This window comes from Halorubrum hochsteinianum (assembly GCF_023702125.1).
Taxonomy (GTDB): domain Archaea; phylum Halobacteriota; class Halobacteria; order Halobacteriales; family Haloferacaceae; genus Halorubrum; species Halorubrum hochsteinianum.
The window spans coordinates 2,745,796-2,770,701 of record NZ_CP098415.1 but is presented as its reverse complement, the minus strand read 5'-3'; the positions used below and the strand labels follow the sequence as shown (position 1 = coordinate 2,770,701).

The window sequence follows — 24,906 nt, the reverse complement described above, 5'->3', positions numbered from 1 at the left end:
GTGACAAAAATCGGCCTCTACACGGCGACGGAGAACGAGCTGGGGGCGGTCCAGACGGCCGCGGAACGGCTGACGGGGATCGACCTCGTCGTTCGGTCCGACGGCGACCTCGACGAGCAGCGCGACGCGGCGGAGTTCGTCGACGAGATCCGGGACGCGACCGCGGTCGTCCTCTGGCTCCACGGCGGAAAGGACAGCATGCCGGCGTACGAGTTCGCGGTCGACGAACTCCGGGACGCCGGCGTGCCGGTCGTCGTGAAAGCGACGGGCGACGCGTTCGCGCCGGAAGACACCACCGTCGCGACGGGCGACCGAGCGACGGTCTGCGAGTACCTCGACTGCGGCGGGGCGGTCAACATCGCGAACGGGATCCGGTTCCTCGCTCGGGAGTACGGCGACGGCGATGTCGCGAGCGACGGAGACGGGGTCGCGGGCGGGATCGACGACCCGATCGAACTCCCGACGGAGGGCGTCTACCACCCTGATCACCCCGGCGCGGACTACGAGGAGCTGATCGCGGACTTTGACGCGGACGCGCCGACGGTCGGCGTCTGGTTCTACGAGTCGCACTGGACCCACGAGAACGTCCGGTACGTCGACGCGCAGGTCCGCCGGCTGGAGGCGCTCGGGGCGAACGCGCTCCCCGTGTTCTGTAACCCCGTCAGCGACGAGGCGGAGCAGGAGGACGCGAAGTGGACGGCCGAGCACTACTTCACCGACGACCGCGGCGAGCCGGTCGTCGACGCCGTCCTCTCGTCGTTCATGTTCTCGCTGTCGATGAGCGAGCGCGGTCGCGACGCCGCGGACGAGGGGGCGGACGCGGAGGGCGTGTTCCTCGACGACCTCGGCGTCCCGGTGATACAGACGGTGACGACGATGCGCTCGCGCTCCCGGTACGAGTCGAGCGACACCGGCGTGATGGGGTTCGAGCTCGCGCTCTCCGTCGCGCTCCCCGAGTTCGACGGCAACGTGATCACGCACCCGATCTCGGGGAAAGAGCGGACCGAGGACGCCGCGGGCATCGGCTCCGCCCCCAAGCAGCACTTCCCGATCGAGGACCGCGTCGACCACGCCGCGCGGCTCGCGGTCAACTGGGCGGAGCTTCGGCACGTGCCGAACGACGAGAAGAACGTCGCGGTCGTGTTGCACAACTACCCGCCGAGCGACGACGGGATCGGGACCGCGTTCGGCCTCGACTCGCCCGAGTCGACGGTGAACCTGTTGGAGGAACTCGACGGTCGCGGCTACGACCTCGGCTCGGGGGGCGACGGCGACGCGACAGGCTCCGGCCCGGTGGTCGATGGGGGGGAGCTCATCGACGTTCTCACCGGTCAGCTCACGCTCGACGACCGGTGGGTCGCGCCCGGCGACGTGCGCGAGCGCAGCGTCGACACGGTGTCGCCGTCGCGGTACGCCGAGTGGTTCGACGCGAAGAGCGACCGGTTCCGCGACGGCGTCCTCGACGAGTGGGGCGACCCGCCCGACCGCTCGTTCGCGATCCCCGGCGTCGAGTTCGGCAACGTCCTCGTCACCGTCCAGCCCCCGCGCGGGTTCGGGATGGACCCGGAGAAGGTGTACCACGACTCCGACCTGTGGCCGCCGCACGACTACGTCGCCTTCTACGGCTGGCTCCGAAACGAGTTCGACGCCGACGCCGTCGTCCACCTCGGCACGCACGGCTCGCTGGAGTGGCTGCCGGGCAAGACGGTCGGGCTCGGGTCCGGGTCGGCCCCGGACGGCCTGATCGACGACCTCCCGAATGTCTACCCGTACATCGTCAACAACCCGGGCGAGGGGACGCAGGCGAAGCGCCGCTCGTACGCCGCCGTCGTGGACTACCTGACGCCGGTGATGCGACGCGCCGGCAGCTACGACGAGCTTGCCGAGCTGGAGGACCTCGCCCGCCGCTACCGCGAGGCGGGCGGCACCGAAGTTCGCACCGACGAGGGGGCCCGGCTCGGCGAGCTCATCCGCGAGGCGGTCGACGACCTCGACCTCGCCGTCGAGCTCGGGGTCGCCGGCGAGGTCGACGAGCGGGCCGAGGTCCGGGGCCCCGACGAGGCCGGCTCGACGCTCGCGGACGGCGCGGTCGAGGGCGACGAAGTCCCCGTCGAGGAGCTCGTCGAGCGGATCCACGCGTACCTGACCGACGTGAAGAACACCCAGATCCGGTTGGGGCTCCACACGATGGGCGAGCCGCCGGTCGACGACCGCCTCGTCGAGTACCTCGTCGCGCTCACCCGGCTGGAGAACCCGGGCGGGCCGAGCCTCCGCGAGTCGGTCGCCGGCGTGCTCGGCGTCGACTACGACCGGATGCTCGACGCGCCGGGCGAGTACGACGAGACGCTGGGGATGACCTACGGGGAGGCCGCCGACGAGGTGTACGAGACGAGCAGGGAGCTCGTCCGGGCGCTGGCCGCCCACGGCTTCGACGTGCCCGAGTCGGAGTCGGACGCCGGGGCGGGCGACGAGACGACGATCAACCTGCTGATCGTCGACATCGACCCGCTCGGCGACGCCCGCGTCCGCGGGGGGGCCCACGACGACCTCCGGGACGCGCTGCGGTTCATCGCCGAGGAGGCCGCGCCCCGGGTTCGCGGTGCGGAGGCGGAGATCCCGCGCACGGCCGACGCGCTGGCCGGCGAGTACGTCCCGCCGGGGGGCTCCGGCGCGCCCACCCGCGGCGGCGTCGACCTGCTCCCGACCGGGCGGAACTTCTACACCCTCGACCCGCGGAAGGTGCCCGCGAAGGCCGCGTGGGAGGTCGGCAGCGAGATCGCCGCCGACACGCTCGCCCGGCACCGCGACGAGGAGGGCGAGTACCCCGAGGAGATCGGCGTCGTCGCGTGGGGGACGCCGACCGTCCGGACCCGCGGCGAGACGATCGCGCAGGTCCTCGCCATGATGGGAGTCGAACCGGTCTGGACCGACGCGGGGCGGATCGACGACGTGGAGCCGATCCCGCTCGACGAGCTCGGCCGTCCCCGCGTCGACGCCACGACCCGCGTCTCCGGCCTGTTCAGGGACGCGTTCCCGCAGGCCGCGAGCGTGATCCACGACGCCGTCGACGCGGTGGTCGACCTCGACGAGCCGCACGAGATGAACTACGTCAAAAAGCACGTCGAGGAGGAGACGGAGGAACTGGTGGCCGAAGGGCACGACGACCCCGAGGCGGCCGCGAAACACCGCGTGTTCACGACACGCCCCGGCGGCTACGGCGCGGGGACGAACAAGGCCGTCGACGAGGGGAACTGGGACGACGCCGCGGACCTGGCGGACGTGTACGTCCAGTGGGGCGGCTACGCCCTCGGCTCCCGCGGCACCGCCTCGGCGGCGCACGACGCGTTCGAGCGTCGGCTCGGCAACGTCGAGGCGACGGTGAAGATCGAGGACACGATGGAACAGGACGAGTTCGACTCCTCCGACTGGTACGCGTTCCACGGCGGGTTCATCACCGCCGTCACCGAGGTGGCGGGCGAGGAGCCGGCGTCGTACGTGGGCGACTCCTCCGACCCCGACAACGTCGACGTCTACACGAACGAGGAGAAGGTCCGGAAGGCGATGCGGGCGCGGGTCCTCAACCCCGACTGGCTCGACTCGATGGAGGAGCACGGCTACAAGGGGGCCGGCGACCTCTCGAAGACGGTCGACGTGGCGCTCGGGTGGGACGCGACGACCGGCGTCGTCTCCGACCGCCTCTGGCGGGACGTCGCCGAGAAGTACGCCCTCGACGACGACCAGGCCGACTGGATGCGGGACGTCAACCCGTGGGCGCTGGAGTCGATCACGGACACGCTCCTCGAAGCCGTCGAGCGCGGGCTCTGGGACGCCGACGAGGAGACGGTCCGCGAGCTTCGGGACCGCAACCTCAGCGTCGACGGCGACATCGAGGAGCGCGCCTCTCGCGACCCGACGGAGGTGACCGCCGATGACGACTGACGGGGGAGAGGCGACCGACGACGAAGCGGCGACTGACGGCGAGACGGCCGACTCCGGGGCGGCGACCGACGGCGGCGAGACGGCCGACTCCGGGGAGACCGCCGCGTACGCCGACCTCGGCGCGACGACCGAGGACGCGATGGCCATCGCCGAGACGAGCATGGACAGGGTCCACGAGCTCGTCCCGCAGGAGACGCCGACCGACCGCCTGCGCGCGAAGGCGGTCCACGCCACCGGCGACCCCGAGTTCGCGCACCTGATGCGGTTCGCGAACGACCCGGTCGCGGCCGGCGCGGCGGCCGTGCTCGACGAGCGACCGATCGTGACCGACATCACGATGGTCAAGTCGGGCGTCACGGGACGCGGCCACGACTGCGAGGTCAGGAAGGCGATCGGGAACGGCGCGGAGCTCGCCGCGGAGACCGGGATGACCCGCACCGCGGCGAGCGTGCTCGAACTCGACGAGCGCGGCGTCTACGAGGACGCGATAGCCGTCGTCGGGAACGCGCCGACCGCCGCGCTCGCGCTCGCCGACTGTATCGAGCAGGGGACCCGGCCGGCGGTCGTCGTCGCGACGCCGGTCGGATTCGTGAAGGCTGCCGAGAGCCGGAAGCGGGTGCGCGAGGTCGCCGAGGCGCACGGCGTCGCCGCGGTCACGAACGTCGGTCGGCGCGGCGGGTCCGGGGTGGCTGCCGGCCTCACCAACGAACTCGTTCACGCCGCAAGCGACGTGCGAAACGGCGACACGACGCTCGAAGCACTCCGAGGTGAGGGCCCGTGACGGACGAGTACGACCTCGACGAGGGGCCGGACCCGACGGCGTACGCCGCGGGGCGTCCGGAGCACAGCGGGGGAAGCGAGTCGACGGCGACCGTCCACGCCGTCGGCATCGGACCCGGAAACCCCGAGTACCTCGTCCCGCGGGCCGAGCGCGCGATCCAGGAGGCGGACGTCGTCGTCGGGTTCGAGACGGTCGTCGAGTTCGTCCGCGACCGCACCGACGCCGACTGTCTGACCTGCGGCTATCGCGACGAGGCGGACGCGCTCGACGCGTTCGCCGACCGCGTGGCCCGGGGAGAACGCGGAACGGCGGTCCTGATGGGCGACCCGAACCACTCCGGCTACCAGTTCGTCGGGAAGGTCGAACGCGCGGTCGACGACGCGACCGACGGGTCGGCCGCGGTGCGCGTCGTCCCGGGGATCTCCTCGCTACAGGTCGCGGCCAGTCGAGCGCGCACCCCGATGGAAGATTCGACGTTCGTCACGCTCCACAAGAGCGGCGACCTCACGGAGGGCATCGACCGGCTTCGCCGCGACGTCGGGAAGCGTCACCTGCTCGTGCTGCCTCGCCCCTTCGACTGGATGCCCGGCGACGTGGCCGCGGACCTGCTCGAACACGGCGGCGACCCGGAGGCGGACGCGCTCGTCTGCGAGCGACTCACCCACGACGACGAGCGGGTCACCCGAACGACGCTCCGCGACCTCGCCGGACACGCGGGCGGCGACGAGCCGAGCGACTCGCCGTTCTCCGATCTGTCCGTATTGGTTGTTCGACGGTAGGGGACCGGACCCATGGAACCGGATCGGCGGAGCCTGACCGGCGGAATTGGGTCGACCCGCGACTGACCCCGCCCGGTTTCGAGGAAGACGAGAAGAACCGAGTCAGTCCCGCCCGCTGCCGTCCGTGGCCACGGGCTCCGCGTCGGCGACGAGGTCGGGGCCCGGCGCGGCGGCCGGCGAGGTCTCCCGGGCGCGCTCGACCGCGGCGGCGATCGCGTCGGTGACGACGTCGTCCGCGCCGAAGGGGTCGGCGTAGTCGATCCCGCCGCGATGTAACTCGAGTTGTTCCGGGATCCGGTCTCGGGTCGCCTCGCAGTCGCCGACGAACAGCGGACACGCGACCGCGCGGTCGGCGTCGAGCGTGTACCGCGCGCACTCGACGGCCGGACTCTGGAGGAGGTACGCGGTGCGGACCTCGTCGAACTCGGCCCGCAGGCGGGCCGCGTGGGACGCGGCGACCGTTCGCGCGTGGTCGTCGCGGCTGTTTCCGAGGGCGACGAGCACGAGCGCGTCGGCGTCGCTCGCGGCCTCGGCCCGGTTCCGGATCGCCTCGGTCACGGCCCGGCGCTTCCCGACCGGGTCGCAGTATCGCACCTCGGCGGAGAGCCGGTTCAACGCTCTGGGAACGTCTTTCAGGGTCTCGTGGGTGTGCGCGAAGCACATCGGGACCGCGTAGACGCGGTCTCCGCGGACGTCCGATAACGCCCCTCTGAGCTCCGATTCCGGCTCTACCTCGTACGTCGCGGTAGTGACCGCGTCGGCGATACCGGCGTCCCGTAACCGATCGGCGTGCCGCTCCGCGACCGATCGCACCTCGCTGCGCCCGACGAGGAGAAGTGTTTCCCGTGGCATGTGTACAAATTTTATTGTCCTACTACAATCGGACTTGTTACTGGCGTCGCGGGCGTCGGGTAAATAAGTTATCCACGTGTCTCGTCCGGACCCTCACCGGGACCGGCGCAGATCCGTCCGGAGCGGTCGGCTCGCTACGCGGCGTCGCTCGTCACTCCGACGCAGTCGGCGCTCGTCACGAAACGTCGGAGATGCGTTCGAACTCTATGGACTGAGTAGTGAGAGTGATGCTGTCGTCGTAGTCGTTGTAGATCCGTTTGTCGATCTTCTCCTCGTCGTGCCGATACTCGAGTTCGTGCCACCAGATGTGTTTCCGCGTCCCCTCGGCGCTGAGGTCTCCGTTTCCGGTGAGTATCTCGAAGACGATCCTGGCGTATTCGAGGTCATCGATGTCGGGCATCGAGGGGTTCGGGTTCTCGGGCGTCGGGAACTCCTCGGGGAACACGACAACGTCGGGGATGACTTCGCCTTCGTCCGTCCGCGCCCCCGCGGGCTCGTCGCGCACGACCATCACGGAGAGGTCTTCGCTCTGATTCAGGCTCCAGCGAACCGCTCGGTTGATGACTTCGTTCAGTCGAGACGCGGGGGATTTCGTGTTCCGAGAGTTGCGCTCGCTCCACAGAGAGAGGACGTCGGTGTTGGACGGAACAAGTAGGTGTCCGATCGACTGCCCCTCGCCACCCTTCACGTCCATCGCGAACGTGTCGCCCGTGGCGAGCGTGCCCTTGAAATCGATCCGTTCGCTCCCCCGCTGGTCGGTGAACTCGAGTAGCCCGGCTTCCCGACCGGGTTCGAGAAAGACCTCCCGAACGACGTCCTCGTTGTCTTTGCCTCTCTTGGCCTTGATCGTGCCGTCCAACGAGTGGATCGCGGTGTCGAGGTTCCGGGAGTAGTCCCGGGCGGAGACGTCGTGGTCTTCGAAGATCCCCGGATGGTCCTGCGGGAGGTTCTGAACGAGTTCTTTTATCTCCTCTTTGATGACTTCGCGACGTTCGGTTCCCAGATCGGTATATCCGAGGACATCCGTCCAAGGGTCGCTGTCTGACACGTCGGTATTCGCTCGCCATCACCGCATATAGTATGAGCCCGCGATCGCCGTTGTATAGGTGATCTCCTATGTGTCTACGCGACGGTGAACCGAAGCGGTCGCGGACTCAGAAGTCGGTGAGCGACTGCTGCGCGAGATCGGAGAGGCGGTCGGCGATGACGTCGTCAAAGTCCTCGTTGAGTTCGTAGCCGATACACTTTCTCTGGAGGCGAAGGGCGGACTTCGCGGTCGTGCCACTGCCGAGGAACGGGTCGAGAACGGTGTCGCCCTCGTCGGTCGAGACCTTCACGATCCTGTCGACGAGGGACGCGGGATAGGGGGCTTTATGAAGCACGTTGGTACCGACGGATCCGCGCTTGACGGGGTGTCTCCAGAGGTTGCCGAGTCGATCGCCTTCGGACACCGCGGGGTCTTCGAGGCCGTGCTCTCGATCCCCGTCGTCGAACTCGTGGTCCCTGTTCTTCGAGAGATAGACCACGTACTCCTTTTTGTTGACGACGTTTCTGTCGGTCATCCCCGCGATGGCGGTCGGTTTGTGCCAGACCGCCACGTCCTGTAGGACGAACCCGACAGCTTCCGCGCGCTCCGCAATGTGATACGGTAACAGCTTGAGATCGCCTCTCTCCATGACCGTGTCCACGACGATCCACATCGTGCCGTCCTCGCGGAGGACGTCGTAGCACTCGCTCCAGACTCGGTCCAGACGGTCGTGGTAGCGCTCGTAGGACTCGTCGGAGGTGCCGATCTGCTCTTCGTGCCCGTAGTCTTTCAGATCCCAGTAGGGCGGCGAAGTGATGACGGACTGTACGGACCCGTCCTCGACTTCGGCCATCTCCTCGCTGGAACTCCAGTGAACGTCGAGGTCGGGGAAGTCGTCGAGTTCCGGCATCACAACGTCCCCGCTTCGATATCGTTCATCGTTCGGTTCTCGGCGGTGATCGCGTCTTCGAAGTCGTCGGCCCACAGCGCGTTGACCGTCTCCCCGTCGCCCGACCCCGCTAGCACGCACCGCCGGACGGCTTCGGAGAGAGAGAGGGTGCCGGTTTCGTCCACGGACTGATCGCTCGTCTGAGTGCGGTCTTCGCGCAGCCAGACGTTACCGGGGTCTTTGCCCTCCGGGTTGTACCGTCTGACTTCCGTGTCGTGATAGGCGCTTTGGCCGGTCTCTCGGTCGTCACCCCACTCGTTCCCCTCGTAGACGTGTGAGACCCGTATCCGGTCCTTGTGGAACTGATAGTTTCGCTTGTCGCGCACGAGAAAGAGGATGTCGCAGTAACTCGGCCGGAGGTCGGGCTCGTCGGTGGTGGCTTCGCGTGAGTGTACGCTGATCGTGTTCTTGAGATCGAAGGCGGCTCCGTCTCGAATGTAATCCGCAAATGCCAACGCACACGGCCACATCCGACCGTCACGGTAGTCGTTGGGGGCGATGACCCAGAGCGTCTCCGTCGGCTCCATCGCCTCGTAGATGTCCTCCCAGACGCCGTCTGTAGATCGGAGAGCCGCGTCGAGGGAGTCCGAACTCCGAATTTGTTCCCGCAGATCGACTAAATACATCTGATTACCAGTGTCTTGGGCGGGCTGGCTACTTGAGTTCTCCACCATCCGGATATTACGCAGGTGGTTACCTACCCATAGGCGCTTATATTTACATTGTTTTTCACCGGGCTACGCCAAGAGCCGGCTGATGGGACTCACGCTGACGGACTCGAAGCGTCGCATCCTCTCTCTGTTGGAAGACGAGCCGAGGCACGGCTACGTTCTGGCGAAGGAACTCAACGTACAGGGAAGTACGATCTACCAGCACCTGTCCGAACTCGAAGCGGCGGACTACATCGAGGGCGAAGAGGACGGTCGAAGGACGGTTTACACCCTGACGGAGAAGGCGGAACTGATCCTGAGAGCCGAACGGAGTTAGTCGTCCGCGCTGAGGCGAGCGCGACGGCCTCGGATCGGGGATCGGTTCCGACGGCACGATCCGCGGCCTGAACCGTTTAGTACCGTCCCGCTGAACCCCGTTCCATGTACGCGCTCGTCGGCGGGACCGTCCACACGGCAACGGAGCGGGGAACGATCGACGCGACCGTCGTCATCGACGACGGCGAGATTGCCTCCGTGGAGGACGAGGAGCCGCCGGAGGAGGCCACCGTGATCGACGTCTCGGGCCACCACGTCACGCCGGGGCTCGTCGACGCGCACAGCCACGCCGGCATGGCGGAGTGGGGCGAACCGGAGGACGGCGACGTCAACGAGGGCACGTCGGCGGTCACCCCGCACGTCAACGCGCTCGACGGCTTCCACCCCCGCGACGAGGAGCTGAAACACGCGTTCCAGAACGGCGTCACCGCCGTCTCGGCGCGGATGGGGTCCGGCAACGTGATCGGCGGGATCATCTGCTCGATGAAGACCCACGGGCTGACCGCCGACGAGATGCTGATCCGCGAGGACGGGATGAAGGCGGCGATGGGCGAGAACCCGAAGCGCTTCCACGGCGAGGAGCAGGGCCGCCAGCCCTCGACGCGCCCCGGCGTCGCGGCCACGCTCCGCGAGGCGCTGATGGAGGCCGAAGACTACGTCGACCGGCGCGAACACGCCCGCAACGAGGGCGAGCCGTTCGAGCGCGACCTCGGCATGGAGAACCTCGCGCGCGTCCTCACCGAGGAGCTCCCGCTCCGCGTCCACGCCCACCGGAGCGACGACATCATGACCGTCTTCCGGATCGCCGAGGAGTTCGGGATCGAGTCGCTCTCGATCGAACACGCGACCGAGGGCCACCTGATCGCCGAGGAGTTCGCGGAGCGGGACGTGCCCGCCATCGTCGGCCCCTCGCTGTACTCGGGCGCGAAGTACGAGCTCCGCAACATCACCTTCGAGACGCCCGCGATCCTCCGCGAGGCCGGGGTGAAGGTCGCGATCCAGACGGACGCGCCCGTGCTCCCCCAACAGCACCTCGACGTCTGCGTCGGGCTCGCGGTCCGCGAGGGCTTCCCGGAGTCGGAGGCGCTGGAGGCGGTCACGCGCTACCCCGCCGAGATCCTCGGGATCGACGACCGCGTCGGCACGCTGGAGGCCGGGACAGACGCCGACGTGGCGGTCTGGGACGGGATATTCTACGAGAACGACAGCCGGACGCGACACGTCTTCGTCGACGGCGAGCACGTCTTCGACCGCGAGCGCGACGCGGTCGACCCCCGCGATGAGTACGACTGGTGACGGCGCGGCGGGGGTGAGCACCGGTCGTGTCGGAGACGCCGGGGTGAGTCCGCCGATCCGACCGAGCGCGCCGCCCCGCTATCTTTTTGTGACTCGTCCGTATCTCGGGTAGGCGTGCCTATCCGCGAAGCGAAGTCTGCCGACGCACTCTACGCGGAACTCGCCGAGTACGACCTCGTCGTCGCTCCCGACGCCCCGCTCGCGAGCGCGATCAACCGCCGCCTCGACCGCCCGCACTTCGGGACGTTCGCGACCACGCCGCGCCGCCTCGCGGCCGGTCGCCGGGAGCAGGCGGAGGACCGCCGCGCGTTCCTCGAACTCGCCTCGGAGACGGACCGCGACTGGAAGGCGATCGCGTACGCGGTCGGGAACGTCCTCCAGTGCTGGGAACATCGGGGCCGGCTCGACGCGATCTTCGAGTACGACGCCTACGTCGACGACGCGACCCGCGAGGTCGTCGAGGCGATGCGGACCCTCCGGACCACGTCGAAGCGGCTCACGGAGTACTCGATCGACGACGACCGGTCGGTCGCCGTCGTCGGCCACGACCGGCTGACCGCCTTGGAGCGCGGCGTCCTCCCGGAGTCGTTCGACCGCGTCGAGCTGTTCACGGGCGACGGCTTCGACCACCCGCCGTTCCACGTCTTCGAGTCGGCGACCGACATCGTCGCCGCGCTCCTCGACGCGGTCTCGGCGGACAACGCCGACCGCGTCGCGGTCGTCCTCGACGGCGGCGGGCAGTACTCCTCGCTCGTCGAGTCCGCCCTCGAAGCGGCGGACGTTCCCTTCTACGGCGGACCCGGGTTCGCCGACGACCCGCACCACAGGGCGTTCGTTCAACTGCTCCGGCTCGGGTTCCGGGGGCCGGACACGACCGTCGGCGACGTCGCTCCCCTGTTCGCGCAGTTGGGTGCTGAGATCCCGGTGCGCGACCGCGACCGCCGACTCGCGGCGGTCAGCGGTCCCGCCGTCGAGTGGGTGCGGGAGTTTCGCGACGGGATCGAGGAGCGGACGTTCGCGGCGGCGCTCGACGCGTACGCGGACCGGGCCGGCGTCGAACTGGCGCGGTTCGACGAGGAGCTACGGAAGCTCGGTCTCGCGGACGACCCCGTGACCGAGGCCGCGGTCGACCGGCTCGCCTACTACCTCCAGACCTACGAGGTCCCCGTCGACAGGGACAACGAGGGGGTCCTCCTCGCCGACGCGAAGTCCTCGGCATACGTGGACCGACCCGTGGTGTTCCACCTCGGGATGGGGGAAGAGTGGACCCACTCCGCCCCGCAGCGCCCGTGGGTGGACACCGAGGCGCAGTTCGAGCGCTACGTCGGGGACTTCCAGCGCCTGCTCCAGAGCGGCGAGCGCCAGTACTACCTCGTCCGGGACGCCGCTGGCGGCGAGCCGGTCACGCCCTGTCTGTACTTCGGCGACCTGCTCGACGCGGAGTTCGAGCGGTTCAGCGACCTCGACTCGGTCGAGCACCGGCGGCGACCGCGACGGACCGGGGACGGCTTCGACCGCCGGCCGCTCGGGGTCGACCCCGAGCCGGTCGAGACGGTCAGCCAGTCCGCCCTCAACGGCTACGTCAACAGCCCGCGCGACTACCTCTTCGGGCGGCTCCTCGATTCGCCCGATCGGGAGCGGTTCGTCGAGGGGAACCTCTTCCACGACTTCGCGGAGTTCTACGTGAACCACCCGGAGGTCGTGCGAGCGGCCGACCGCGACGACCCCGTCGACGCCATGCTCGGCGAGACCGAGGCGTTCTTCTCGGCCGCGGACGAGCCCCTCCGCCGGCGGACCTATCGAATCGGACTGGACCTGATCGCGGAGTATCTGGACGAGAACGCCCCGGAGTCCGACGAGTTCCTCACGCCGACGTCGGGCTGGGGGGACAACTTCTTCGCGGAGTACTTCGACGAGCCGGTCGACTCCCCGCTCACCGAGCGCTGGTTCGAGGACGCCGCGCTCGGCGTCAAGGGGAAGATCGACCTCGTGCGAGCGCCGACGCACCTGCTCGACTACAAGAGCGGGGCCAAGAAGCGCCCCTCGCAGGTCGTCAAGAGCGCGGCGATCGATCCGCCGGCCGATACGCCGAACTTCCAGGCGGCGCTGTACCTGACCTACTACCGTCAACTGCGGCCCGACGAGCCGCTGGAGTTCACGTTCTTCCACTTCCTCGAACCGATGGCCGACGCGGTCGCGGGCGACGCCGACCTCGACGACGCGCTCGCGACGGTGTCGTACCACCCGGTCGCGTTCGACGAGTACGTCGGCTCCCGCGACGCCTACGAGGAACTGCTCGACGGCTACGCCGACTGCCGGGAGACGTTCGACGACCTCGGCTACGCGGCCTACGCCGACGCCGTCGCGGACCTGACGTTCCCCGAGACGACGGACAAGGGCGAGCTTCGCGACTCCGCGTTCGCCGAGCGGTTCACCGCCGCCGTCGACGCCGGCACGTCAGACGACGTCGACGCCGAGAAGGGCGCGGACCAGGCGATCCGGGCGCTTAACGGCGTCCGCAAGCGCGCGTTCTTCCGCGGCGACCTCGACGCCTTCGAGTCGTTCGTCGACGAGCGCTTGGCGGAACTGAACCGGCGACGATCCGGCGAGGAGCGGTTCCCGGTCGACGGGCTCGGCGGCGAGCCGAACTACCGGCGCGTGGACAACCGCGACCTGCTTCTGGAGGGGGACCGATGAGCGACCCGACGCCGAACGACGCACAGCGGAGACTCATCGAGAACACGGAGGGCGCGTACCTCGTCGACGCCGGGCCGGGGACCGGGAAGACGTTCGCCATCGCCCGACGCTACGGGAAGATCGTCGACCGCGCCGGCGTCGAGCCCGACGACGTCCTGCTCGCGACGTTCACGCGGAGCGCCGCGACCGAGATGAAAGAGCGGATCGTCGACCGGAGCGCGTACGGGCTGCGAGAGCTCGCGGACGCGCCGATCCGGACGTTCCACTCGCACTGTCACGAGGTCCTCCGGGAACACGGCCACGCCGCCCCGACGCACCTCGGACTCGACGAGCGGATCACGGGGTCGACGCGGGTGATCGACGACGAACTGGTCGAGGCCGAGCGGTTCCGGGAGTTCTTCGACGGCTTCCGCGGCGACCACCCGGAGCACGCCGACTTCTACCGGGTGCTCTCAGAACCGGAGGAGCTGCTCGACCTGATCCGGGAACTCGCCGCGAAGGGCGTGTTCCCCACGACCGACGGCTGGTACGGCGACGGCGAGTCGCACCTCGACGGCGACTTCGACGCGTTCAGAGAGCGGTTCGACGCCGCGAACCGCCCCCGGAACGACGGCCGGAAGCAGTCCCCCCTGCGGGAGGACCTAAGTCGCTTCGGACGGAACAGGGCGTACCTCCCCGACGCGCCCTCGAAGTCGGAGCTTCGGGGCGGCCGCGGGACGAAACGCCTCGACGACGAGGTGGCGAGGCGCGTGTTCGACGAGGACCGCGAGGGGCTCAGGTCGTTCGTCCACGACGCCTACGTCGAGTACGTCCGGTTCGCGCTGCGGCGGAACTACCTCACCTTCGGCTTCCTCCAGCTGTTCGCGTTCGTGCTCCTGCGCGAGGACCCGCGCGTCCGGGAGGAAGCGCAGTTCGAGTACGTGATGGTCGACGAGTTCCAGGACACCAGCGAGATCCAGTTCAAGCTCGCCCTCCTTCTCTCCGGGACCGAGAACTTCTGCGCCGTCGGCGACTGGAAGCAGAGCATCTACTCGTTCCAGTACGCGGACGTGCGGAACATCCTCGACTTCGAGGAGCGGCTGGCGCGGTTCGCCGCCGACCTCAACGACGACGCCGACCGGGTCTCGTTCGACGCGCCCGACCCCACCCGGATCGAGCTCCGGGAGAACTACCGGTCGACGGCGTCCGTCATCGACCTCTCCGAGCGGGCCATCGAGACGCCGGCGACGAGCGGCGAGGCGGTGGACGCCCCCCTCGACGACGTGGTCGAGCTCTCTTCGAACGCGGCCGTCGACAACACCGTGGTCGAGGGGATCGCCCACGAGGACGAACACGAGGCCGTCCTCGCGAAGATTCAGCGTATCGTCGGCGACGACGACTACGCAGTCGAAGGCGAGGACGGCGAGCCGCGCCCGCCGGAGTACGGCGACATCGCGGTGTTCACGCGGACGCGGGACTACGGCCGGGAGCTCCTCGACGTCGCCGACGAGTACGACTTCCCGGTGGCGTACGACGGCGGGGTCGAGCTGTTCCGGACCGACCCGGCGAAGCTGCTGCTCGCGTGGCTCCGGATCCTCGAATCGGACGCCGAGCGCGGCTGGGCGGTCGTCCTCGAACGGGCCGGCTACGCGTTCGACGAGATCGATCACGCGTTAGCGACGGCGTCGTACCCGGACGACGCGGTCGCGTTCCGCGACGCGCTCCGCGGACTGGAGTCGGTCGGCGCGGTCGCGCGCCGCGTCCTCGACCGCTACGGCTTCACCGGCGACACCGCGGACCTCCTCCTCCACACGGTCCAGTCGACGTACGACGCGACGACCGTCACCCGCGGCGAGCTGATCCGGTTCGTCGAGCGCGGTATCGAGGCCGGGACCACGGTCGATCGCAGCGCGAACGCGGGCGACGACGCGGTGACCGTCCAGACGATCCACGCGGCGAAGGGGCTGGAGTACCCGATCGTCGTGCTGGCGAACATGAACGACGGGCGGTTCCCGCCCCGGACCAGCGGGTCGAGCGTCGTCGAGTACCGGGACCCGGTCGGACTCCGCCTGCGGAAGCGGTACTCCGAGGCGGGGACGCACCCGCACGTCTACGACAACTGGCGGTACGACGTCATTCGGCGCTGTCTGCCCCGCGAGTACGACGAGGAGCGTCGCCTGCTGTACGTCGCCGTGTCGCGCGCGGAGCGCCACGTCGTCTTCGCGGCCGGCGAGGAGCCGAACGCGTTCCTGGAGGCGCTTCCCGTCGGGGTCGGGGAGATAGACCCCGCCGTCGAGCCGTTCGACCGCGGCGAGCCGGCCGACGCGGAACTGCCGTTCGCGGTGACGACCCCGGAGGGGCCGGTCGGTCACACCCCGCACTCGCTGATGGACGAGACCGTGTTCGAGGAGGCGGACGAACGACCGGAGGCCGGTCCCGAACCCGACTCGGAACCGGAGACGCGCGGGATGGACTTCGGCTCGAAGGTCCACGACTTCGCCGAGGCGTACGCGCTCGACGCGGACGACGCGACGCCGTCGAGCGACCACGAGCGGCGGGTCGCCGAGTTCATCGACGGGCTGCCGGGCGAACTCCACGTCGAGGAGCCGGTGACGCTCCCGATCGAGGTCGACGGACGCCGGGTCACCGTCTCGGGGATCGCGGACCTCGTCCACGAGACGGCCGATCTGGTCGAAATCGTCGACTACAACACGGACGCGACGCGCCGGGCGCAGTCCGAGTACCGGAAACAGCTCAGCGTGTACTACCACGTGCTCGACGAGTGGTTCCCGGACAAGGAGGTCACGGCGAGTCTGTTCTACACGGCAGACGGGACCCGCGAACCGATCGAGCCGCTCGAAGTGGCGGAGCTTCGGGACCTGGTCCGAGCCGCCGAGGCGGAGCGGGACTGAGTCGGGCCCGCAGAGGCGAGACGCGACCGCCGCCGGTCCGACGAGGTAATTTTTTGCCGGCGCGAACCGCACGACGCGTATGGTTCTCGCACCCGAATCGGCCAGCCGACGCGGGGTCGACGGGTCCGACCGTTCGACGACCACGGAGGGGGTTCGGTGACCGACGGCGAGGAGGGTTCTGACGCGACGAACGGCGGCGCTGACGACGGGGGAACTCCGGACGCGCTGGACGGCTTCCGGCAGTTCTTCGCGCTGGAGCGCGACGTGCTCGTCTTATCGGTCGCGATGTTCGCGTTCAGTCTGGGGTTCCAGATGACGAACCGCTTCCTCCCCGAGTACATGGTCGCCTTGGGGGCGTCCGGGTTCGTCATCGGCCTGTTCGGCACGTTCGGGAACGTCATCTCGGCGCTGTACCCGTACCCCGGCGGCGCGGTCTCGGACCGCCTCGGCTCCCGGTACGCGCTGACCCTCTTCGGTCTGCTGTCGACCGTCGGCTTCCTCGTCTGGCTCGTCGCGCCGGGCGTCGGCGCGGTCACCGTCGCCGGCGTCACCGTCGAACCGTGGGTGTGGATCTTCGTCGGGCTCGTTCTGGCGCAGGCGTGGAAGTCGTTCGGCCTCGGCGCGACGTTCGCGGTGGTCAAGCAGGCGACGGCCCCCTCCAGGTTGGCAGCGGGGTTCGCCAGCACGGAGACGTTCCGGCGGACGGCGTTCCTCGTCGGGCCGGTGCTGGCGGCCGTCCTCATCGGCCTGCGCGCCGACTTCACCGTGAGCTTCCAGTTCGTCCTCGCGGTCGCGGTCGTCTTCGGCGCGCTCGGCACGCTCGTCCAACACCTCCGCTACGACGCGAGCGACGACTCCATCGGCGACTCGTTCTCGGGACTCGACCAGATCCGGTCGGACCTCCGCGAGATGCCGGAGCCGCTCCGCCCGCTGCTCGTCGGCGACACGCTCGTGCGGTTCGCCAACGGGATGGTGTACGTGTTCTTCGTGCTGGTCGTCACGCAGTTCTTCGAGGTGGGGCTGGACGCCACGGTCGCGCTCGGCGGGTTCTCGTACGGCGTGGACCTCTCGCCGCAGGCGTTCTTCGGCTACCTCCTCGGCGTCGAGATGCTCGTCGCGCTGCTGATCATGGTCCCGGCCTCGAAGCTCGCGGAGCGGGTCGGACTCAAGCCGGTGGTCGCGGTCGGCTTCGCGGTGTACGCCGTCTTCCCGGTCGTGCTGATCTACGCGCCGACGCTGGCGGGGTCGGCCCTGCCGCTGTGGGCGGTGATGGTCGCCGTCTTCGCGTTCTCCGGGCTGCGCTTCGCCGGGCTGCCGTCGCACAAGGCGCTGATCGTCGGGCCGGCGGAGCGGGGGGCCGGGGGGCGCGTCACCGGGACCTACTACCTGATCCGGAACACCGTCGTCATCCCGAGCGCCGCCGTCGGCGGCTACCTGTGGGACTTCGTCAGCCCCGAGGTGGCGTTCACCGTCGCGGCCGTCATCGGCGTCGCCGGAACCGGTTACTTCCTCGCGTTCGGCAAGGAGTTCGAGGCGTACGCCTGAGTCGGTCGTTTTGGGGTTCAGTCCGCCGGTTCCGGGCGGTCGCCGTCGGCGGTCTCGCCGCGCTGCCGCTCCGGGAGCGGGCCGTCGTACCCCTCCGGGACGTACGGACAGAGGGGGTCGCTGCCGGTCGGGTCGCCGGTGGCGGCGTACGCCCGCGACCGGCTCCCGCCGCAGACGTGCCGGAACTCGCAGGCACCGCACTTCCCCGAGAACCCGTCGGGGTCGCGCAGCGACTCGAACAGGTCCGCGTTCCGGTACACGTCGACGACGGACCGCTCGCGGACGTCGCCGGCCGGCTCGGGCAGGAACCCGGACGGGTACACCTCCCCGGTGTGGCTGACGAACGCGAACCCGCGCCCGGCCGTGATCCCGCCGCGGCGCTTCGCGGCCCCGTCCGGCTCGCCGTCCGACGCCCGGTCGATGCCGACGCGGCGGTAGAAGGGGGCCTCGGTGGTCTTGACGCCGAACCGCTCCTCGTCGGAGACCTCGTGGAGCCACGCCATCACGTCCTCGGCGCGCTCGGGCGACACGGGATCGAGGACGCGGCCGCGACCGACCGGGACGAGGAAGAAGACGCTCCAGAGGACCGCGCCCAGTTCGCGGACGCGGTCGCGGATCGCCGGGAGGTCGTCGACCGTGTCCGCGCAGACGGTGGTGTTGACCTGGAGCGGGATGCCGGCGTCGCGCGCGGCGTGAGCGGCCTCGACGGTGTCCGCGTAGCTCTCCTCGCCGCGGAACGCGTCGTGGCGCTCGCGCGTCGAGCCGTCGAGGCTGAGCGCCATCCGCGCGATCCCGGCGTCGCCGAGGTCGCGGACGCGCTCGGGGGTGAGCGACCGCGTCCCGCTCGGCGTGATCGTCATCCGCAACCCGAGGTCGTCGCCGTGCGCGACCAGCTCCGTGAGGTCGTCGCGGGCGAGCGGGTCGCCGCCGGAGAGGACGACCAGCTGTCCGTCGCCGAACTCGGCGGCGTCCTCCAACAGTCGCTTCCCCTCCGCGGTCGTCAGCTCGTCGGGGTGTCGCCGCGGCTGCGCGTCGGCGCGGCAGTGGCGGCACGCCAGCCCGCAGGCCCGCGTGACCTCCCAGACGAGGACCAGCGGCCGCCGGTCCGTGTCGAGGTCGTCGAACATCGCTCACCCCCGGCTACGGTCCCGATCCGTTTGGGGACGTTCCCGAACGTGTTCCCCCGGTTCCCGTCGGGGGGAATCGGCCGGTCGGATCAGAGGTCAGAGGCGCTGGATCGAGGGGGAGTGGAGACGATGGATCCCGGTGCGGTGGCGCGTGCCTGCGAGGCCGCACTCGCGGCCGAGCAGCACGCGCGAGGGAGTCGGCGGCGACCGTTGGGAGCCGCCGACGAGGTTGGGGAGGCGTGAGGGCTGTGCGGGGCGGGGCTCGAAGGGGCAGCCGCGAGGACGACGCACGACGACGCAAGCACCGCAGCGAGTGAGCAACGCGAACGAGTGAGGAGCGCAGCGAGTCGCGCGAGTCCTCGCGGCTGGGGCTTCGGTGGCGGTCTTGTCGATCAGCGATCCATAAGCAGACGCGCTCTGGCGACCGGTACGGCCTCAATATTATGATATACCAGCTGAGGAAAACGACCGAAGAAGAACTCAGTATTACGGGTTCGACGCGCTGCCCGGAGACGGATCCGTCGCGCCGGGGCCGCCCGACGCCGCCCCGTCGCTCGCCGAGACGCCGCCCTCGCCGTCCGCGGGCCAGATCGCCGTGACGACCGCGTCGGTCGCGTCGGTCTCGACCGGGGCGTACGCGAACCCGCGGTCGTCGAGTTTCGGGAAGAGGAACTGCGGCGTTCGGTCGTTGTACTGGACCAACACGTCGTCGCCGCCGAGCGTCTCGACGCGTTCGAGCGTCTCGCGGAGCGGTTTCGGCGGCCCCAGGTCGCGGACGTCGAGGGAGACCGTCTCCCCGCCCGCGGGGGCGTCCGTCCGCTCGGCCAGCGCCCGTTCGATCGCCGCCGGATCACCGGTCTCGGATGCCATACTCGAAGGGACGGGCCCCGTCCCCGGGTCGTTTGTGACGAACATGTTCCCGCTCGATTCCGACGACCGCGGAGCCGAAGGTACTTCCACGCCGGAACCGAACGGGCGCGCATGGCACAGGCACGCCTCCGCGTGGACATCCCGGACGGCCCGTGGGTCGGCGACGTCTCGCGGGAGTTCCCGGACGCGCGGTTCCAGGTGTTGACGGCGACGCCCGACGACGGCGCGGGGTTCGCGCTGGTCCGGGTCACCGCCGACGACACGGACCCGATTCTCGACGCGATCGCGGACCACGACACGATCACGCACTCCTCGGTGATGGCCGAGGACGACGGGATGATCACCGTTCAGGTGGAGGCGCTCGTCCCGCTGCTCCAGACCGTCGCCAAGCGGGCGGGGGTTCCCATCGAGATGCCGGTCGAGATCCGCGACGTGGGGGCCGACTTCGAGGTCGAGTACGTCCAAAAGCGCGTGAACCCCGGCGGGTCGCTCACGGAGCGCCAGCGCGAGGTCCTCTTCGAGGCGGTCGACCGCGGCTACTACGACGTGCCCCGGGAGACCACGCTCACGGAGGTCGCCGACCACGTCGGCATCGCGAAGTCGACCTGCAGCGAGGTGCTCCAGCGCGTCGAGCGCACCATCGTCCGGGAGTTCGTCGACGACCTCCCGCGCCGCCCCGTCGGCTTCGAGTCGCCCGAGGACGACGGGATCGAGCGGATTCAGTGAGCGGCCTTCCAGATCGTCTCCGTCAGGCTCCGAGTTCCTTCCGTTCAGTTCCCTTCCTCCGGTTCGATCCGGAACAGCTCCGAGAGGAGGAAGACGAGCATCCCGAGGATCGTCAGGCTTCCCGTCGCGCGGGCGACGGTCGCTATTAGCGTCTCGTAGCCGCGGACCGCGACGGCGACGTCGCCGACCGCCGCGACGCCGAGGCTGAGCAGGAACACGAGGACCCAGAGGAGACGGCGGATCGATTCGAGCAGTTCGTCCGTTTCGGAGGGCATCACCGTCAGTTCCGACCGTATGTCAGATAGTTCCACCGGAGTCGAAAACCGGGACCGTCCGACGGCGCTCAGAGCCGTCGCCGCCGGACCAGCCGCGCCGCGACGAGGAGCGGGGCGACGCACCACGCGACGAGCGCGAGCGACAACGAGAGCGTCGAGAGGCCGCTGCCGGCGAGGACGGCGGTGAATCCGCCGCCGGCCGTCGTGCCCAGTCCGCTCAATACGAGCACGCGGAACGCGCTCACCGGGTTCGAGAGGACAAGCGCCGACAGCGCGGCGTCTGGGAGTTCGACGGCCGCGACGACGCCGAGCGCGAGCAGGTCGTGGGCTAACACGAACCACACCCACACCAGCAGCGACGCGCCGAGCGCGTGGGTCTTCTCGCGGGCGACGGTCGACAGCAGGGTCGCGACCGAGAGGAACGCGGCCCCGACGGCGACCGCGCCGCCGAGGAACCCGAGGAACCCGGACAGCGCGCCGACCCCGAACTCGCGGGCGATCAGCGCGCCGCTGAAGGCGAACCCGAGGAGCGTCGCGCCCGTCAGCACGGCACCTCGTCCGAGGTAGGTCCCGGCGACGACCTCGCTCCGGCGGACCGGCAGCGAGAACACGACCGCGAGCCACCCCTCGTCCTCGCGGCCGACGATTGCGTCGTAGCCCAACGCGAGCGCCGCGAGCGGGACGAGGTAGGCGGCGAGGCTCGTCAGCGACGCGACGACGCGCTCGGCCCCCGCCGGGCCGACCGCGGAGCCGCTGAACGTCATCATCACTCCGCCGAAGACGACGAACAGCCCGGTCAGCGCGAGCGCCCACCGGCTCCGGACCGCCAGCCGGTACTCGGTGACGGCGACGACGAAGACGTGTCGGAGCGCGTCTCGGGTGCCGTCCGCGGTCCCCGCTTCGGTCGGCTCGACGGTCTCCCTCCGCTCGGGGTCCGAGACCTCCGAGTCGGTGTCGGCGTCGAGCGCGCCGACCGCGGCCGCCGCGTCCGGGTGCCCGCCGTCGGGTCGAGTCCGTTCCGACTCGCCGTCGGACCGGCCGGTCGGGTCGCTCATGGTGCCACCTCCTCGCGATCGGCCGTGGAACGGCGCGCCGCGTCGTCGCCGACGGCTTCTCTGAACGCGGCTCGGAGGCCGTCGCGACCCGTCTCACCAGCCTCGTCGCCGTCGGGTTCGGCGGCTCCTTCGGTCTCGGCAGCCGCCAGTTCGTCGACGGGACCCGAGGCGCGCACGCGACGGGCATGGAGGACGGCCGCGCGGTCCCAGAGCCGCTCGACCTCGCCGAGCACGTGCGAGCAGAACACCACCGTCGCGTCGGTCTCGGTCGCGATCCCCTCGACGATGGCGTGGAACTCGTCGACGCCGCGGGGGTCGAGCCCCGCGGTCGGCTCGTCGAGGATCAGCACGTCCGGGTCGGGCAGAAGCACCGTCGCCAGCCCGAGCCGGCGGCACATCCCGTTCGAGTAGCCCGAGACGCGGCGGTCCGCCTCGGCGGCGGTGAGGCCGACCCGCTCGATCGCCTCGGCCGTCCGGCCGTCCCTCGGGAGCCCGCGGATCGCCCGGTGGACTCCCAGCACCTCCCGGCCGGTGAGCCCGTCCGGGAAGCCGACGTGCTCTGGGAGGTAGCCGACGCACTCGCGAACCTGCCGCCCGTCCTCGGTCACGTCAACCCCGCCGACGCTGACGGTCCCGGCGTCCGGCCGGTCGTGGCCGACGAGCAGCCGGAACAGCGTCGACTTCCCGGCCCCGTTGGTGCCGATGATCCCGAACGTCGACCCGCTCGGAATCGAGAGCGAGAGCCCGTCGAGCGCGGTCACGTCCCCGTACGTCTTCCGCACGTCGGTCGCCTCGATTCTCATGGTGTGTCCTCCGTGTCCGCGGTTCGGTTCGCGGCGCGAGTCCCCTCGTCGCCGGCGTTCGCTCCGTCGCCGGCGTTCGTCCCGCCGTCCGGCTCGTAGGCGCGCCAGTCGTGGTTCGGCTCGACGAGCGGGTGCCGGTCGATGACGCCCGGCGTCTCGATCACCGGGAAGGAGCCCTCCGCCATCCGGACCGCCTCGAACGCCGGGCTACTGGCGAACGCCGCGGCCTGCGGGTGGTCGGCCACGAGGTTCTCGACGATCCCTATCGGCCGGTGTCGGATCTCGCTGACGCCGTCGCCGTCGCGGTCGGCGACGCGAGCGCCCGACCAGTAGTTGCCGCGGTCGGTGCCGTTCCACGCGACGAGCGAGTTCCGCACGGTCTCGACCGCCCGGTCGTTACGGACGAAGCTGTTGCCCGCGACGACCTCGCTCCCGCTCTCGGCGGCGCTGTGGATCCCGACTCCGTTGCGGTAGACCAAGTTGTCGACGAGCCGGTTCCCCTGCGCGTTGTAGAGGTACAGGCCGTTCCGGTTCGCGACGAAGTGGTTGCCGGCGATCGTCGACTCTTCGATGTCTTTGGCCATGATCCCGTGGCCGCTGCTGTCGTCGTTGCGCAGGGCGGTGTTGTTCCGCACCGTCAGCCCGTCGCTCACCATCAGCGCGTAGCCGACGCCGTTGTCGGCCGCGACGTTGTCGACGAGGCGGTTGTCGTCCGAGTACATGTAGTGGACGCCGTACCGCGCGTTCCGGATCGTGTTGTTCTCCGCGAGGACGTCCGTCGCCCACGAGAAGTAGATCCCGTCGCGGGTGTCCGCGATCTCGCTGTCGCGGACGACCGTCCCCGTCGTCTCGTACAGGTGGATCCCGTTGCCGCGGTCGGTCCGCGGGAACACCTCCCCGCGGCCGTCGATCCGGACGTCCTCGATCACGGCCTCGTCGGCCGAATCGATCCAGATCCCGTACGCGGTGTCGGTAATGCGGACCGACTCGATCCGGGCGCTGTCCCCGGAGACGAAGACGCCGGCGTCCTCGGTGTCGAGGTCGCTGCCGGACGCGCGGAGCCAGACGCCGGAGACGGTGACGTTCTCGCCGCTCACGGTGAGCACGCGTCCCTCGCCGCCGCCGTCGATGACCGCGCCGGCGTCGCTCGCGACGAGCCGCAGGCCGTCGACGCTCGCGTTCACGCGCTCGTCGAACCGCCCGTCGAGGACGACCGTATCGCCCGGCTCGGCGGCGTCGACCGCCGCCTGCGCCGACGCGAACGACTCGCCGTCGAGCGTCGCGGTCCCGTCGCGGTCGGGCGCGGTCACGCCCGTCGCCGCCACGCCGGTCGCGACGTCGAGGCCGGGAGCGCCCGACGCGTTCGGAGCGGCGGCCGCGTCGCTCGCGTCGCCCGCGTCCGCGGTACCGGACCCGGCCACCGGGAGCGCGACGGCGAGCGCGGCCGCGATCACCGCGACGACGCAGGCGGCCGCGAGGAAGCCGGCACCGAGGCGATCATCCGGCATGGTCACCTCCGCCGACGTTCCGGTCTCGGTCCGCGTTTCGGGCCGACTCGTCGCCGTGGCGGTCCCGGTCGGGGTCGCGGTCCCGGTCGTCGCGGCCGCGACCCGCGACGCGCTCGCGGACAGCGCCGGGGAGCGCGACCGCCAGCGCCGGGAGGTCGCGCACGGTCGCCTCGATGTCCCGCGCGAGGTACGCGGTCGCGAGCAGCGCGACCGCGAGCACAGTCATGTACCCGCCGGGGCCGAACCACGCGAAGCCGCTGATGTTGGCAACCTCGTACGAGCCCAGAAGCGGCGGCGTGAACGACTCGATACCCCGGAGCGGCGCGTCCGGGTCGAGCGAGTGGCCGGCCTGGTAGAGCCGGTACTGGATGAACGCGAAGGTGCCGACGAAGACGGTGATCGTCCCCACGAACTGCGCGGTGAGCCCCGCCTTCAGCTTGCGGACCGTCGGCGCGAACGCGACGAACGCCCCCGCGAGCGCGAGGTCGACGAACACGACCGGGCCGAGCAGCCACTCGGGGACGTCGATGGCCGACGCCGCAACCTCGTAGTTCGGGTCGACGTACACCGGGTCGGGGTAGTGGAACCCCGCGTACTTGTTGAGCCCCTGTACCTCGGCGAAGTCGCCGCCCAGACGCGGGTAGGCGTACAGCTCGATGAGCAGCTCCTGACCGGGGTACTGCGGTGCCGTGAGCGTGATCCGCCACATCGGGACCAGCAGCGCGCCGACGAGCAGCACGGCCGCCGCCAGCGGGAGCGCGCGCCGGATCTCGGTCAGCCGCGCGAGCGACGATCTCATG

General features: G+C 70.1%; 20 protein-coding genes. 9 read left to right on the top strand and 11 right to left on the bottom strand.

All coding sequences use genetic code 11. The annotated features are described in order from the left end of the window. The 3 genes from cobN to NAF06_RS13945 are packed head-to-tail and all read left to right on the top strand — an operon-like array spanning position 1 to position 5,499. Complete coding sequence (gene cobN, locus NAF06_RS13955) at positions 1–3,939, top strand: cobaltochelatase subunit CobN (RefSeq protein WP_008586738.1); 3,939 nt, start codon at positions 1–3, stop codon at positions 3,937–3,939. Continuing rightward, entirely contained in the window at positions 3,929–4,720 is a 792-nt protein-coding gene (locus tag NAF06_RS13950) for a precorrin-8X methylmutase (protein WP_008586740.1), read from the top strand. Before cobN ends, NAF06_RS13950 begins: the two co-directional genes overlap by 11 nt. Continuing rightward, positions 4,717–5,499, top strand: a complete 783-nt coding sequence (locus NAF06_RS13945) for a cobalt-precorrin-7 (C(5))-methyltransferase (RefSeq protein ID WP_008586742.1) — start codon at positions 4,717–4,719, stop codon at positions 5,497–5,499. Before NAF06_RS13950 ends, NAF06_RS13945 begins: the two co-directional genes overlap by 4 nt. 102 nt (positions 5,500–5,601) lie before the next feature. Here NAF06_RS13945 and NAF06_RS13940 read toward each other — a convergent pair whose 3' ends face one another. The 4 genes from NAF06_RS13940 to NAF06_RS13925 all read right to left on the bottom strand — a co-directional run bounded on the left by NAF06_RS13940 (position 5,602) and on the right by NAF06_RS13925 (position 8,953). After that, on the bottom strand, positions 5,602–6,351 hold the full coding sequence (locus NAF06_RS13940) for a CbiX/SirB N-terminal domain-containing protein (RefSeq protein WP_080507170.1): 750 nt from the start codon (positions 6,349–6,351) through the stop codon (positions 5,602–5,604). Positions 6,352–6,526: 175 nt separating this feature from the next. Then, positions 6,527–7,399, bottom strand: a complete 873-nt coding sequence (locus tag NAF06_RS13935; RefSeq protein WP_008586747.1) for a hypothetical protein — start codon at positions 7,397–7,399, stop codon at positions 6,527–6,529. A gap of 106 nt (positions 7,400–7,505) precedes the next feature. Further along, positions 7,506–8,288: a DNA-methyltransferase gene (locus tag NAF06_RS13930; protein ID WP_008586750.1), complete on the bottom strand. Its 783-nt coding sequence runs from the start codon at positions 8,286–8,288 to the stop codon at positions 7,506–7,508. Further along, positions 8,288–8,953 carry a DNA methyltransferase gene (locus NAF06_RS13925; RefSeq protein ID WP_049908884.1) on the bottom strand — a complete coding sequence of 222 codons (666 nt, stop codon included), beginning with the start codon at positions 8,951–8,953 and terminating at the stop codon, positions 8,288–8,290. The genes NAF06_RS13930 and NAF06_RS13925 overlap by 1 nt, the downstream gene beginning before the upstream one ends. A gap of 130 nt (positions 8,954–9,083) precedes the next feature. On the opposite strand from NAF06_RS13925, the gene NAF06_RS13920 reads away from it, so the two are divergent. From NAF06_RS13920 to NAF06_RS13900, 5 genes are all read left to right on the top strand, one after another. Further along, a complete protein-coding gene (locus tag NAF06_RS13920) occupies positions 9,084–9,314 on the top strand; it encodes a winged helix-turn-helix domain-containing protein (protein ID WP_008586754.1) in 231 nt (76 codons plus the stop codon). 104 nt (positions 9,315–9,418) lie between these two features. Next, positions 9,419–10,609 (top strand): amidohydrolase family protein, encoded by a 1,191-nt coding sequence (locus tag NAF06_RS13915; RefSeq protein WP_008586757.1) that lies wholly within the window; start codon positions 9,419–9,421, stop codon positions 10,607–10,609. A 114-nt stretch (positions 10,610–10,723) separates the two neighbouring features. After that, entirely contained in the window at positions 10,724–13,306 is a 2,583-nt protein-coding gene (locus NAF06_RS13910; protein ID WP_008586759.1) for a PD-(D/E)XK nuclease family protein, read from the top strand. Then, a complete protein-coding gene (locus NAF06_RS13905; RefSeq protein ID WP_008586762.1) occupies positions 13,303–16,197 on the top strand; it encodes a UvrD-helicase domain-containing protein in 2,895 nt (964 codons plus the stop codon). Before NAF06_RS13910 ends, NAF06_RS13905 begins: the two co-directional genes overlap by 4 nt. Positions 16,198–16,422: 225 nt before the next feature. Next, the gene (locus tag NAF06_RS13900) at positions 16,423–17,742 is read left to right on the top strand and encodes an MFS transporter (RefSeq protein ID WP_049908885.1); all 1,320 of its coding nucleotides are present in this window, start codon (positions 16,423–16,425) and stop codon (positions 17,740–17,742) included. A 17-nt stretch (positions 17,743–17,759) separates the two neighbouring features. Here the strand turns inward: NAF06_RS13900 and NAF06_RS13895 are convergent, their stop codons facing one another. Beyond that, positions 17,760–18,869: a radical SAM protein gene (locus NAF06_RS13895; RefSeq protein ID WP_008586766.1), complete on the bottom strand. Its 1,110-nt coding sequence runs from the start codon at positions 18,867–18,869 to the stop codon at positions 17,760–17,762. 486 nt (positions 18,870–19,355) lie between these two features. Next, positions 19,356–19,739, bottom strand: a complete 384-nt coding sequence (locus NAF06_RS13890) for a DUF2249 domain-containing protein (protein WP_008586768.1) — start codon at positions 19,737–19,739, stop codon at positions 19,356–19,358. A 111-nt stretch (positions 19,740–19,850) separates the two neighbouring features. Here NAF06_RS13890 and NAF06_RS13885 point away from each other — a divergent pair, with 111 nt between their 5' ends. Then, on the top strand, positions 19,851–20,465 hold the full coding sequence (locus NAF06_RS13885; RefSeq protein WP_008586770.1) for a helix-turn-helix domain-containing protein: 615 nt from the start codon (positions 19,851–19,853) through the stop codon (positions 20,463–20,465). A 44-nt stretch (positions 20,466–20,509) separates the two neighbouring features. Here NAF06_RS13885 and NAF06_RS13880 read toward each other — a convergent pair whose 3' ends face one another. The 5 genes from NAF06_RS13880 to NAF06_RS13860 form a co-directional block, all read right to left on the bottom strand. Continuing rightward, positions 20,510–20,740, bottom strand: coding sequence for a hypothetical protein (locus NAF06_RS13880; protein ID WP_008586772.1), 231 nt, complete (start codon positions 20,738–20,740; stop codon positions 20,510–20,512). 68 nt (positions 20,741–20,808) lie between these two features. Beyond that, on the bottom strand, positions 20,809–21,795 hold the full coding sequence (locus NAF06_RS13875) for an ABC transporter permease (protein WP_008586773.1): 987 nt from the start codon (positions 21,793–21,795) through the stop codon (positions 20,809–20,811). After that, on the bottom strand, positions 21,792–22,598 hold the full coding sequence (locus NAF06_RS13870) for an ABC transporter ATP-binding protein (protein WP_008586775.1): 807 nt from the start codon (positions 22,596–22,598) through the stop codon (positions 21,792–21,794). Before NAF06_RS13870 ends, NAF06_RS13875 begins: the two co-directional genes overlap by 4 nt. Continuing rightward, entirely contained in the window at positions 22,595–24,106 is a 1,512-nt protein-coding gene (nosD, locus tag NAF06_RS13865; protein ID WP_008586777.1) for a nitrous oxide reductase family maturation protein NosD, read from the bottom strand. Before nosD ends, NAF06_RS13870 begins: the two co-directional genes overlap by 4 nt. Continuing rightward, positions 24,096–24,905, bottom strand: coding sequence for a hypothetical protein (locus tag NAF06_RS13860; protein WP_008586779.1), 810 nt, complete (start codon positions 24,903–24,905; stop codon positions 24,096–24,098). Before NAF06_RS13860 ends, nosD begins: the two co-directional genes overlap by 11 nt. Position 24,906: the final 1 nt, after the last annotated feature.